This is a genomic window from Paenibacillus koleovorans NBRC 103111 (assembly GCF_004000845.1).
Classification (GTDB): Bacteria; Bacillota; Bacilli; order Paenibacillales; family NBRC-103111; genus Paenibacillus_AA; species Paenibacillus_AA koleovorans.
This window is the reverse complement of the sequence record NZ_BIMA01000016.1, coordinates 1-12998: the sequence shown is the minus strand read 5'-3', so window position 1 is coordinate 12998 and position 12998 is coordinate 1. Positions and strand designations below refer to the sequence as shown.

Genomic DNA, 12998 nt, shown 5'->3' with positions numbered 1-12998 from the left:
AAAAGCAACCTTCCGACCCCGGTTCAGGGATTGGAAGGTTGCTTACCTTCAACGAATGAAGCTTATTTTTTTACGATGCATTTCTCGAGCAAGCCTTTTTCTTCAAGCACGCCGACAAGCGTGGAGCCCATCTCCGAAGGAGTTGGAGCGACCTTGATGCCGCAAGCCTCCATCGTCGACACTTTCTCCGCTGCCGTGCCTTTGCCGCCGGAAATAATGGCGCCTGCATGGCCCATCCGCTTCCCTGGAGGCGCCGTTTGGCCGCCGATGAAGCCTACGACCGGCTTCGTCATGTTCGCCTTTACCCATTCAGCCGCTTCTTCTTCCGCCGTACCGCCGATTTCGCCGATCATGATGACCGCATACGTGTCCGGATCTTCGTTGAACAGCTTGAGGATGTCGATGAACTCGGAGCCCTTGACCGGGTCGCCGCCGATACCGACTGCTGACGATTGGCCGATGCCGCGCGTAGTCAACTGATGAACCGCCTCGTACGTGAGCGTACCGCTGCGGGATACGACGCCTACATGGCCCTTCAAGTGAATGTAGCCCGGCATGATGCCGATCTTGCACTCATCCGGAGTAATGACGCCCGGGCAGTTAGGACCGATCAGACGGGTTCTTTTGCCTTCCATGTACTTGCTCACGCTCACCATATCCAGAACCGGAATGCCTTCCGTGATGCAGATCGCCAGATCCAAGTCGGCATCTACCGCTTCCATGATCGCATCCGCCGCGAAGGCAGGAGGAACGTAAATAACGGACGCTGTAGCGCCGGTAGCCGCTTTGGCTTCTGCAACCGTATTGAAGACCGGCAGTTGCACAGTCGTGCCGTTCTCCAGCGTAATGTCCACTTTCGTGCCGCCCTTGCCCGGCGTAACGCCGCCGACCATTTGCGTGCCGTAGTCAAGTCCGCCTTTCGTATGGAACATCCCGACGGAACCGGTAATGCCTTGCGTAATGACTTTTGTATTTTTATTGACCAAAATGCTCATTCGAGTTCATCTCCTCTCAAAATTACTTCACGAGCGCTACGATTTTTTGCGCGCCGTCAGCCATCGAGTCTGCCGCTACGATATTCAAGCCGGATTCGTTCAAGATTTTCTTGCCGAGCGCTACGTTCGTGCCTTCGAGTCGGACGACAAGCGGACGGTCCAAGCCTACTTGCTTGGCCGCTTCAATAACGCCGTTGGCGATCACGTCGCACTTCATGATGCCGCCGAAGATGTTGACGAAGATGCCTTTTACCTTCGGGTCGGACAGGATAATCTTGAACGCTTCGGTTACTTTCTCCGTCGTTGCGCCGCCGCCTACGTCAAGGAAGTTCGCAGGTTCGCCGCCATAGTATTTGATGATGTCCATAGTCGCCATCGCGAGGCCGGCGCCATTAACCATACACCCGATATTGCCGTCGAGGGCGATGTAGCTCAGGTCGAACTTGGACGCTTCGATTTCCTTCGCATCTTCTTCTTCCAGGTCGCGAAGCTCTACGATGTCCTTGTGACGGAACAACGCGTTGGAGTCGAAGTTCAGCTTGGCGTCCAGCGCCATGACTTGGCCGTCGCCGGTAACGACGAGCGGGTTGATCTCGGCGATCGAGCAATCTTTGTCCACGAATGCACGATAAAGAGCCGTCATGAATTTGACCGCTTTGTTCACGAGCTCGTTCGGGATGTTGATCGCGTAAGCCAGCTTGCGCGCTTGGAACGCTTGAAGGCCGACAGCCGGGTCGATCACTTCTTTGAAAATTTTCTCCGGAGAATGGTGAGCGACTTCCTCGATCTCCGTACCGCCTTCTTCCGATGCCATCATGACGACACGGCCTGTCCCCCGGTCGACGACGATGCCGATGTAATACTCTTTCTTAATATCGCAGCCTTGCTCGACGAGCAGACGTTTCACTTCCTTGCCTTCCGGACCGGTTTGATGCGTAACGAGCGTTTTGCCTAGAATTTGGCCGGCGTACTGGCGCACTTCGTCCAAGCTCTTAGCCACCTTGACGCCACCCGCTTTGCCGCGGCCGCCCGCATGAATTTGCGCCTTCACAACGACAACGGCCGTGCCCAGCTCTTTGGCCGCTTCTACCGCTTCTTCAACGGTGAAAGCAACTTTGCCTTGAGGAACGGCGACGCCATATTGTTTCAGGACTTCTTTGCCTTGATACTCATGGATATTCATTCTCGAATCCTCCTATCGAATTTGGTTCTCTAATCTTGCTAAACAGAACCCCGGCGAGCCGGACTGCTGCTTGGAAACCCGTCCATGAAAGTTACAATCTGACATTCCACAAAAAACCTTACCCATTGTACCACTTTTTTTCGACAGTTTCCTCAATTTTTTTATTATTTTTTTGCAAGGGCCTTTTGCTCCTACCAGTATTTCCGTGCGCTAGAAATTTTAGTGCGGGGAGCAGGAATTTCACATGCGGATGACGAAATGGGAGGGATAGGAAAGTAAGGAAGCACCTTTTTCCGAAGTCGCGGAGACTAGGGGTTGCTGAGAGCAGCCGCCGGCCCGTATATGGAGAGAGGTGCTTTTGGTTTTGTACGGAAAAGTAAACGGAGCTTGCTTGCAAGGAATAGAAGGGTATCTGATCGAGGTTGAAGTCAATCTGATGAGCGGCTTGCCGATGATGGCGATCGTTGGGCTCCCGGATTCGGCGATCCGCGAGGCGGGCGAACGGGTGCGGGCGGCGGTGAAAAATTGCGGCTACCGGTTTCCGCTAGAGCGGATCACGGTAAATATGGCGCCGGCGGATATGCGCAAGGAAGGCGCTTCGTTCGACTTGGCCGTAGCCGTCGGCATCCTCGTGACCAGCGGGCAGCACCGGCTGGAAGGGCTGGAGCGCTGCCTCGTCATCGGCGAGCTGGCGCTGGACGGCAGCCTGCGGCCGATTCCCGGCGTGCTGTCGATGGTCGATGCCGCGCGCGCGAACGGCTTGACGCATGTGATGCTGCCGGCCGCCAACGCGCCGGAGGCGAGATTGATCGAGGGGATTGAGGTGATCGGGCTGGCTCATCTGGACGAGTTGAAAGGCATAACGGATATTCGCCAAACGTCGGTGGGCGATGGCTCAAGACGAGGCGGCGGCATGAATGTGCTCGACGCGGCGGCGGGTGCTGCCAAGTTTACGGAAGATTTCGCCGACGTCTGGGGACAGCACTACGCCAAACGGGCGCTCTTGGTGGCGGCCAGCGGCATGCACAACATTATGCTCGTGGGGCCTCCCGGCTCCGGCAAGACAATGCTGATTCGGCGGCTCCCTTCGATCCTGCCGGCGTTGACTGATCAGGAAGCGCTAGAGGTGACTAAAATATACAGCGCTGCCGGTGCGAACAAGGATCGGAGCCGTTTGATCCGGACCCGACCGTTTCGCTCGCCGCATCATACGATTTCGATCGGCGGATTGGTCGGAGCCGGATCCATCCCGAAGCCGGGCGAGATCAGCCTGTCGCACAAAGGCGTCCTGTTCCTCGACGAGATGCCGGAGTTTCCTCGTTATGTGCTGGAGGCGCTGCGTCAGCCGCTTGAGGACCGCCACGTAACAATCAGCCGCGCGAAGGCGGTGTTCACGTTTCCGGCGCATTTCATCCTCGCGGCCTCGATGAATCCGTGTCCGTGCGGCTACTTCGGCAGCGACTCGGACACTTCGACATGCACTTGCTCGCCGCTGAAGGTGCAGAGCTACCGCTCCCGTCTATCCGGACCGCTGCTCGACCGGATCGACATGCACATCGAAGTGCCGCGCGCCGACTTGAAATCACTAGCCCTGGCCCAGGGGCAAGGTATGGCCGGCTGGTCGTCGGCCGACATGCGCGAGCGGATGCAGGTCGCCCTCGAGCGGCAAGCTTACCGCTACCGGGGGACGGCCATCCGCTTCAACGGCGAGCTCGCGGGTCGTCTGCTGAGAGAAGCTTGCCGGTTGCCGGCGGAAGCCGAGCAACTGCTGCTCGAGTCGATCGACACGCTTGGTCTCAGCGTGCGTGCGCACGACCGCATTCTGCGCATGGCGAGGACGCTGGCCGATCTGGACGACGTGGAAGCGATCGGCGAGGAGCATACGGCGGAAGCGATCCAGTATCGCAGTCTGGATCGGAAGTGGGGGTGAAACAAAAAGCCGACCCCTGCCCCACAGGCAGGAATCGGCGGCCACACAAGCCTTTACTTCTTCTTCGTCGTGTACCATTCGTTGACTTCCTTGACGCTGGCGTCGCCGCCGGACGATTTGTACTTCGTCTGGAACGTCTCCAACCCGCTGATCGGATCGGCGCCTACGATGTACTTGACCGCCTGGTCGTTCACCAGTGTGTTGAGCGAAGCGTTGTTCTTGGAGTATTCGGCCATGTTCGGGCTCAAGCCGAGCGGATCGATGATGCGCGTCGAAGCTGCCTGCTGAACGTTCAGGTTCGCCCAAGCGTCGTACAGACGCATATCCTTGCGGACGCGGGCTTGCCAGTAGGTCGGATAGTTCTTCTCGTCCACCCCGGTCAAGAAGTTGTTAGCGAAATTGCGCTCGTCGTTGAAAATCGGCAAAATCGGCGTGTACGCTCCGTCCTTGAACGTGTAGTGCTTGTTCTCCTCGCCGATCGCCATCAGCTTGAACAAATCCTTGTCCAGCTTGGCATTCATCCACTTAATCGCCTCTTCCGGATGTTTGGAAGCTTTCGGAATGAATGTCAGTCGGTCGAAACCGTCGGCTGCGCTCAACCCCAGTTTGCCGCCTGGCCCTTTAAGCGTAGGGACGTACACGATTTTCGCCGAAGGCGCATTTTTGACCAGTGCATCCATAATCGTCGGCACATCCGCCCAGTGAAGCGGGATGACGCCGGCTTTGCCGCTCGTGAACTTCTCCTTCATCGTCGCGTCTTTGTTGACCGCAAACTCTTTGTCCAGCAACCCTTGCTTGAACAAGTCGTTCATGTAAGTCAAATAGTCCTTAAACCCGGCATCCAGCGCGCGCGGCACCAGCTTGCCCCCTGCATCGTTCCACGAATTCGGCATGCCGAATGCGCCGATCAAATTGTCCACAATCGGGGCCGATCCGTTGATCGCGAAAGGAATATTTTTGTCGCCGTTGCCGCCCGGATCCTTCTCCTTGAACTGCTTCAGCACATTGGTCAGCTCTTCGGTTGTTGTAGGCGTCTTCAACCCCAACTTGTCGAGCCAGTCCTGGCGAATCATCAGGCTGACGCCGCTGAAGCTTATCGATTTCGTAGGAATGGCGTAAATTTTGCCGTCCACCTTCACCGCATCAAGCGTCGCCGGCGAAATCATAGCCTTGATGTTCGGACCGTATTTGTCGATCAAAGGCCCGAGATCTACAAGCGCGCCGCGCTTCGCATAGTCGGAATAAAGCGCCTTGAAGTCGCTGTTCCCGAGCGTGGTGATCGAATCGTAAGGCTCGGCGGAGGAAATGAGCAAGTTCAGCTTGTCTTCCGGTTTGTCCTGCGGCAGCATGTCGTACTGCACCTTGTAGCCCGTTTTCTCCTCCAGCAGCTTGGCTACGGGATAGTTGTTGTAGTCGGCGGTTTGCCAAATTTGCAAAGCTTTCAATGCCGGCTTGGGCCCCGCGCTGGCGGAAGCGGCGGGAGATGTGCCGGTCGAGGAGCCGGAGTTCGAGCCGCCGCAGGCGGTTGCGGTGATGGCAAGCGTTCCCGCCATGGCGGCGAGCATCAGTTGCTTCATGCTTGTTTTCAAAAGAAACCCTCCCAATAGTAGTATATCTATCATTAAATCTCTGGGGCGTCCCCCGGAGAAGTTAATGCGCACAAATGCCCAAACGTGCTTTCTCCGAGGAACTTATCCTTTGACGGAGCCGATCAGGACCCCTTTGATGAAATATTTCTGCAAATACGGATAGACGAGCAAAATCGGAATGGTGGATGCCACAACCGTAGCCGAACGGACGCCTTCGGGGGAAATGTTCATCATGTCGTCGGCGCTGCGCTCCATCCCGGCCGTTACGGAATTCGCATCCATCACAATATCGCGCAAATACAGCTGCAACGGCTTCAGCGACGGACTGTTGATGTAAAGCATCGGATTGAAAAAGTCGTTCCAGAAGTATACCGCGTAGAACAGCGCGATTGTCGCGAGCACCGGGCCGCTTAGCGGCAGGATGATGCGAAACAGAATTGTATATGTGCGGGCGCCGTCGATGCGAGCGGATTCTTCCAAGCTTTCGGGCAGCCCTTCGAAATAGCTTTTGACGATTAGCAGGTTGAACACACTGATCAGAGCCGGCAGCACGAGCGACCATAGGCTGTTCATCAAGCCCAAGTTGCGGATCAGCATATAGTTCGGGATAATGCCTCCGCTGAACAGCATCGTAAAAATAAACAATACCATAACGAAACCCATTCCGGGGAGATGTCTTTTCGATAAAGGGTAGGCGGTGAGCGCCGTAAGCAAAAGCGATAGCACGGTTCCAACGACCGTCACCCCCACCGATACCATAAACGAGCGGATGAACGACGACGAGGTCACGACGAATTTCATCGTCTCGAGCTGAAAGCCGACCGGGAATACCCCTACTTTGCCGGACACGACCGCCCACTCCTGACTAACCGATTTGGAGAGCACATTGGCGAACGGCAGCAGCGTGACCAGCGTCATTAGCAGCAGCGTCCCATAGATGACTATATCCAGGCTCCAGTCGGCGGATGTTTTTTTGCGCATAAGCGATTCTCCTTCTCTACCAGATGCTTCGTTTCACGAGCTTCCTGCTTAAGAGGTTGCCGGTAATGATCAACAGGAAGCCGACAACGGAATTGAACAGGCCTACGGCGGTGCTGAAGCTGTAATCCATTTTGCCCAAGCCTACCCGATACACAAAAGTGCCTATGACATCGCCTGTCTCATACACGACCGGATTGTACATCGTCAAAATTTGCTCCGTACCCGCATCCAGCAGGTGGCCGATCCGCAGAATGAACATGAGCACGATCGTAGGTGCGATGCCGGGGAGCGTAATATGGATCATTTTCGTAATCCGCCCAGCGCCGTCGATGGAAGCCGCCTCATACTGATCCTGATCGATGCCCGCGATAGCAGCGATGAACACGATGGCGTTCCAGCCTGCCTCCTTCCACCCTGCCGTGAAGACAACTACACTGCGGAAGTACTCATTGTTGATCAGAAACGATATTTTTTCGCCGCCGAACCAAGCGATTGCTTCGTTCACCAACCCTCCGGAAGGAGACAGGATGTTGATGAACAATCCCGAAATGATGACCCAGGACAAAAAATGCGGCAAGTAGATGATCGTCTGGACGGTGCGCTTGAACCACATTTTTGCGACCTCGTTAAGGAACAACGCCAAGATGATCGGAATCGGGAACAGCAGCACAATTTTGTAAAAGCTGATCAAAAGCGTGTTGCGAAACACTTGGCTGAACTCTTCGGACCTCATCAGCTTCTGGAACTGCTCGAATCCGACCCACTTGCTTCCCAAGATCCCGTCGAAAATGTTGAAATCCTGGAACGCGATGATGATCCCGTACATGGGGGTATATTTGAACAGAAGAAAAAAGGCAAGCCCGGGTAAAAGCAGCGCATATGTGTCGAGATTGGTGCGGAACAACCTCCATTTATGCTGTCTCACGTTATCCGGTTGAGTGGACGAGACTTGGTTCGTTCGAGTCGGTGCCGGGTGGCTCATCGTTCAACCTCCTACTGTCTTGTTGTTGTACTTTTATTATAGGAGAGACGGGACTCACGGTTGTAGAAGGCAAAGCTTGAATTTCTGGTCTATCTCTATAGTGTTGCGGTTGCGATTATGGGGGGGCTTGTAGCAGTTCGAGCGTCAAAAAGAAAGCCCGAGCCTAATGGCCCGAGCTAAGTCGGTCGTATTCCTTCCACTCGATCCGCACCGAGACGGTCGTCCCGACGCCGGGACTGGATTCGATCGTCAACCCGGAGGCAGCGCCGGCGAACAGCTTGATCCGCTCGTTCACGTTGAACAAGCCGTAGGAGCTGCCGATGCCGTCCGTCTTGATCTCCTCCTGCGGTACGACCAGCAGGCGCTGAGCCGTCTCCGCCTCCATCCCGATGCCGTCATCCGTCACGGAAAGCACCAGCATCCCGTCTTCCCGCCGAGCGTTGATATGGATATGGCCGCGTTTCTCCTTCGTCTTGCGAATCCCGTGGAGCAGCGCGTTCTCGACGATCGGCTGCAGCGTCAGCTTCGGCACGATCAGACTCTCCGCCTCGGGCTCGCAATCAATCGTATAGTCGAATGTCCCGAGAAACCGGCTTTTCTGAATTTCGAGGTACACCTGAGCCAAGTTCAGCTCATCCGCCACACTCATTCGGTCCCGGCCCTTGTTCAGGCTTAGTCGGAAGTATTTGGCGAGCGCGTCGATCATCTGACTGATATCGGTGGCGCCCCGGCCGATTGCGATCCAATTGATCGTATCCAGCGTATTGTACAGAAAATGCGGATTGATCTGGGCTTGCAGCGCTCGCAGCTGCGCCTCCCGCTCTTGGACCTGCGCCTTGTACGTCTGTTGCATAAGCGACTGCAAGCGCAGAATGAGATGGTCCACGCTTCGCTCGAGCATAAGGAAATCGCCCTCCGGCATCGGCTGCAGCTCGTCGAACCGCTCCACGCCTTGTTTGCGGATCAGCTTGATCACCTGCTGCACGCGGCGGTTCATGCTCCTCACGATGAGCGCGACCAGCACGAAGGCGAGGACGAGGAACAAGGCGAAGATGGCGAGCAGCGTGGCAATCCCTGCGTATTGGTTGATTTTCGCCCGTTCGCTGATTTCGGACGCAGGAATCTGCGCGATCAGCTTCCAGCCTGTCGGTTTGACCGAGGTAAACACCACATAACCCGGCTCATCGTCCAGCTCGACTCTGCCGTTTCCTTCCGTTTGGCCCTCCATCGCCTTCCACACCTTCGGGTCGACCGCGGTGCCGATCAGCTCATGGTTCGGATGGGAGACGATGATTCCGTTCGAATCGGCCAAATAAACCGCATTGTACTGCGACACGACGAGCTCCGACAACACATCCGTAATCGTCTGCTCCGCCACGTCGACCATGAGGACGCCGGCCATTTGTCCGTATTGCTTCGGATCGTGCAGGATGCGGGCGCCTGAGAGCACATAGACGCCTTCCGTCCCGCGATCGACGTACGTTTCCTTATAAACGCCGGTCCAGACGATCGCCCCGCTCGCCTCTATCAGCTTGTTCATGAGCGGCCTATCCTTCAGCTCCTCCATCGAGAAGAAGTTGATTCGTTCCGCCGAGTACAATTTGGACTTGTCCACGAACAGCCGGAGCCTGTAGACATCCCGATTGTTCTGCACCGTACTGATCAAGCCGCTCAAATCCTTGAACACTTCCAGCTGGCGGCCGATCGAGCCGATCTGATCTTCCTCAAGCAAGTATTCATAGAGCTTGGGGTACATAAAGGCGGTATCGCTAATATCTTCGATGTGCTCCAATCGGGACGACAGGTTCACCCCGCCTTGTTTGATCGCTTGAAGCATCGACTTCGTCACTTCCTCCTCCAGGATCGAAGTCGAGCGCTGATAATACGTATATAGTAAAATGCCGGCCGGCACCACGATCAACAGCATGTAGGTGAGCAGCCAGCGTTTGGGCATGCCGAAGCGTCGGACGAATTGACGAATCGAGGCATAGCTGCGCTTCAATAGTTTCATTGCGGATGCATCGCCTCCTATCCCAGCGTCTCGCGGTAGGCGCTCGGTGTCGAACCCGTCACTTTTTTGAACAGCTTGCTGAAATAGCTCGGATCGGCGTAACCGACCGCATAACAAACATCGTAAAATTTGTGGATCGGATTGCGCAGCAGCTCCTTCGCTTTTTCGATGCGTACATGGGTCAAATACTCGTTGACCGTCCGGCCGGTTTCCTGCTTGAACAAGAGGCTGACATACGTGTCCGTCAAAAACACTTCCTTGCCGATCTCGGCGACGGTGAGCGTATTGTCGGCATACCGCCGCTCGATGACCGCGCGGACGCGCTCGACAAGATTGCTCGCCTTGCCGCAGCGTTTCTCCTGGATGGAGCTGCAGACGAGCTTGAGGTAAGCGGTGACAAGCGCTTTCAGATCCGCAATCGTTTCGGCTCTGAACAGCTTCTCCTGGAGCATCGTTTCCTGCTCCGACATTTCCCTGGACAGGATGTTCAGCTCCAGCATCAGCTGGCCGGCCAGCAGGACGAGCTGCATGCAGACGTTGCGCGCATATTTGAAACCGTCCCGCCGATTGTGAGCCAACCCTTCGAAGAGCTCCTCGAGCTCGGAGGCAACTTGCTCCGGGTCCGCCGCGTTCAGACTGGACACGAGCTTGCCGCTCTGCGCCATGTCGAACCGGAACAAGCTGTCGCGCTCCGGCTCGAGGCTGTCCATCGTGAGAATTTGATTTTGCCCCATATACCATTTGCGTTCGGCTGCTTCTCTCGCTTGCTGGAAGGAAACCGTCAACGCTTCCGGGGTAGCGACGCGTTCGCCCATTCCGATCGTCACGCTCATCTTCAACCACTTCTGCAAATTATCCCGCATCGCGCTGGCCAAAGCAAACAGCCGTTCTTCCGCTTCCTCTGCCTCTCCCTCGTACAAAATTCCGACGAACTCGCCGCTCCGCAGCTCGAACGCATAGCCGTTCAAGTGCTGATCGATCAGCTCCTGGCACACGTTCTGCACGGCATATGTGAGCAGCTGCCAATCCTGCTCGGAACGCGATTCCTGCCAATCCGCCAGACGGTCTACCGACAATACGAGCACCCAATAAGAAGCGCGTTCCGGCAACCGAAGACCGAGGAACTCCAAGCGGCTTGGGATTCGCTCCGTTCGGGAAGCTCCCTGGGAGACGAGCGACATAAGAAACTTCTCGCGAAGCAGCGGCATGCTGGCTTTCAGCTTCTCCGACATGTCCTCCATCATCCGCTGCTGCGTCCGCTCTCCGTCCAATACGGCGACTACGCGCTCTACGACGGCTCTCAGCTCCTGCAAATTCACCGGCTTGAATATATAATCGATCGCGCTGACCTTCATCGCCGACTTCAAATAATCGGCATCGTCATGGCCGCTCACGAAAATGATCTTGATCTCCGGAAAGCGCTTTCGAAGCTCCTTAGATAGGGTGATTCCATCCATAGCCGGCATTCTCACGTCGGTTAGGACGATGTCCGGCCGTATTTTTTCGGCTGCTTCAAGCGCCACATCGCCGTCGTCCGCTTCCTCACACACTTCGATGCCGTAAGCCGCCCAGTCGAAATATGTGCGCAATCCCATCCGTACCGTAGGCTCATCGTCCACGATCAGCAGCTTGTGCATCGATGCCTCGCCCCTTTCTTCTCGTACCCTTCATTATAAAAGGACGGCGAAAGCAGCGGTAGAGGGTAAAGCTTTACATTCTGGTGGAAAGCTATAGAGATTATGGAAGGGCGGCATTATTAGCGCGAATGAAAAAGGCGGTTCAGAACGCCCCTTCGATATACTCCAGGGTCGCCTGTCCGCCTGCCTCCGGCTGTATGGTGACGCAGATGACATCGAAACGGATCGTATGCGAGTCATCGAGCCGTTTCATATGCATGTAGGTTTGAGCGGTTAGTCGGACTTGCCGCTGCTTGCGGGGGTCAACGGATTCCCGGGCTGTACCGAAGGAGCCCTTGCTGGAATGAGTGCGAGTACGGACTTCGACGAACAGCAGCATGTCGTCGCTGGCCGCCACGAGGTCAAGCTCGCCGGTGCGGCAGCGCCAGTTGCGCTCAATGATGCGCCAACCGGCGGATAATAGGAAATCGGCGGCAAGCGCTTCGCCGGCATTGCCGAGGGCCCGTCGATTGTCCCGTCGCTGTTGCAGTTGCGGCTGCTGGTGTTGCTGATTCGTCAACCGTCGTTCCTCCTGTTCCGGGCGCGCTGATCCGAGCGATAGATGAAGCTCAGCACCTCCGCCACAAGCTGATACAGCTCCGGCGGAATTTCTTGGTTCAAGTCCAGCTTGGACAGCACTTCCACGAGCGAGGCATCCTCCTGCAGCGGGACGCCGTGCTCCTTGGCGCGATTCATGATCTCCTCGGCAATGCGACCCTTACCCTTTGCAACGACGACCGGCGCCGCCTGATCCGGGGTGTAGCGCAATGCCACGGCTTTCTTGACGGGAGTAGGGGGCTTGGTCGGTGCGGATTCTTGTTCGCTCATACGCGGATGTCCACTCCCCGGTACGGTTTCACATGGTAGACCGACGTGCCGTCCGGCCGAATGAAGCGAGTCGAGGCATCGTCGCCCGTTGCTGCCGCTTCGGACGCTTTCGGCGCCTGCAGCTCCGGAAATGGCGCGCTTCGGATCGCGACCAGCGTATATCCGGCGAGCGCGAGACCCGCCTCGATCTCCTCTCGGTGCCCTTCGATCAGATCGTTCACGAACGGATAGTCGTTATGCACCTGCAGCTGCACTTTACGGTCGTATACTTGCACGTCGACGAGCGTATCGCCGAGCGCCTTCATCCGCAGGTCGAACAGCAGGCGGCAGTTTTGGGCGTCGATTTCGCCCTTCTTGCCCCGGCGCGATTGCACGTGGATCGACGCGGTCTGCTGGCCGTCGCCGCTCAGGAACGGCACGAACAGCGTCACATGCGTGAACACGGCGCTGCGGTCCGGCGTCAGCAGCAATTGCTGGCCGGTGATGTTCTGCAGCGCCTGTTGGGCTTGCTCTTTGAGCGCGGGCGGCAAGCCGTCGGTGTCGGCCAGCTGCAGCAGGACGCTCTTGAGCGTGTCCGCCGCTTGGCTTTGGCCGGCGCCAAGTCGCGGCGCGCCGTCCGCCATGGGGTCCGCCGCGCCGGGCAGCGGCGGGAGATCCCCGCCGCGCGGGCCGCCGGCGGCGGGGTCGCTGTGCAGCAGACTGCGCGCCAGCGTCTGCTCGTGCTCCAGCCCGACGGCCTTCAGCAGTCGGGCGATGGGGTCCGGCGCGGCCTCGGGCTGCGCCGCTCGCTGCGGCGGCATGGCGTCGCCGCGAGGCGCCTCGG

Annotated in this window: 10 protein-coding genes and 1 pseudogene; 1 reads left to right on the top strand and 10 read right to left on the bottom strand. The window is 57.0% G+C overall.

What is annotated here, in order from left to right; all coding sequences use genetic code 11:
* Positions 1–62 precede the first annotated feature (62 nt).
* Together sucD and sucC are read right to left on the bottom strand one after the other, a co-directional pair.
* The gene (gene sucD, locus PKO02S_RS07450) at positions 63–995 is read right to left on the bottom strand and encodes a succinate--CoA ligase subunit alpha (protein ID WP_127580583.1); all 933 of its coding nucleotides are present in this window, start codon (positions 993–995) and stop codon (positions 63–65) included.
* A 22-nt stretch (positions 996–1017) separates the two neighbouring features.
* Positions 1018–2178, bottom strand: coding sequence for an ADP-forming succinate--CoA ligase subunit beta (gene sucC / locus PKO02S_RS07445; RefSeq protein ID WP_127580581.1), 1161 nt, complete (start codon positions 2176–2178; stop codon positions 1018–1020).
* Positions 2179–2542: 364 nt separating this feature from the next.
* Between sucC and PKO02S_RS07440 the strand changes: the two genes are divergently transcribed.
* On the top strand, positions 2543–4108 hold the full coding sequence (locus tag PKO02S_RS07440; protein ID WP_127580579.1) for a YifB family Mg chelatase-like AAA ATPase: 1566 nt from the start codon (positions 2543–2545) through the stop codon (positions 4106–4108).
* A 53-nt stretch (positions 4109–4161) separates the two neighbouring features.
* Here PKO02S_RS07440 and PKO02S_RS07435 read toward each other — a convergent pair whose 3' ends face one another.
* The 8 genes and pseudogenes from PKO02S_RS07435 to PKO02S_RS32270 all read right to left on the bottom strand — a co-directional run.
* The gene (locus PKO02S_RS07435) at positions 4162–5697 is read right to left on the bottom strand and encodes an extracellular solute-binding protein (RefSeq protein ID WP_127580577.1); all 1536 of its coding nucleotides are present in this window, start codon (positions 5695–5697) and stop codon (positions 4162–4164) included.
* A 102-nt stretch (positions 5698–5799) separates the two neighbouring features.
* The gene (locus PKO02S_RS07430) at positions 5800–6678 is read right to left on the bottom strand and encodes a carbohydrate ABC transporter permease (protein WP_127580575.1); all 879 of its coding nucleotides are present in this window, start codon (positions 6676–6678) and stop codon (positions 5800–5802) included.
* Between the two features lie 16 nt (positions 6679–6694).
* Positions 6695–7660: an ABC transporter permease gene (locus tag PKO02S_RS07425; RefSeq protein WP_127580573.1), complete on the bottom strand. Its 966-nt coding sequence runs from the start codon at positions 7658–7660 to the stop codon at positions 6695–6697.
* 163 nt (positions 7661–7823) lie between these two features.
* Positions 7824–9671: a sensor histidine kinase gene (locus tag PKO02S_RS07420; protein ID WP_127580571.1), complete on the bottom strand. Its 1848-nt coding sequence runs from the start codon at positions 9669–9671 to the stop codon at positions 7824–7826.
* A gap of 17 nt (positions 9672–9688) precedes the next feature.
* Positions 9689–11308: a response regulator gene (locus PKO02S_RS07415; RefSeq protein ID WP_127580569.1), complete on the bottom strand. Its 1620-nt coding sequence runs from the start codon at positions 11306–11308 to the stop codon at positions 9689–9691.
* 142 nt (positions 11309–11450) lie between these two features.
* Positions 11451–11867 carry a YraN family protein gene (locus tag PKO02S_RS07410; protein WP_246066870.1) on the bottom strand — a complete coding sequence of 139 codons (417 nt, stop codon included), beginning with the start codon at positions 11865–11867 and terminating at the stop codon, positions 11451–11453.
* Positions 11864–12175, bottom strand: coding sequence for an EscU/YscU/HrcU family type III secretion system export apparatus switch protein (locus PKO02S_RS07405; RefSeq protein ID WP_127580567.1), 312 nt, complete (start codon positions 12173–12175; stop codon positions 11864–11866). Before PKO02S_RS07405 ends, PKO02S_RS07410 begins: the two co-directional genes overlap by 4 nt.
* Positions 12172–12998 (bottom strand): annotated as a pseudogene (locus tag PKO02S_RS32270) (DNA ligase); the annotation flags it as partial. The pseudogene PKO02S_RS32270 and the gene PKO02S_RS07405, both read right to left, overlap by 4 nt.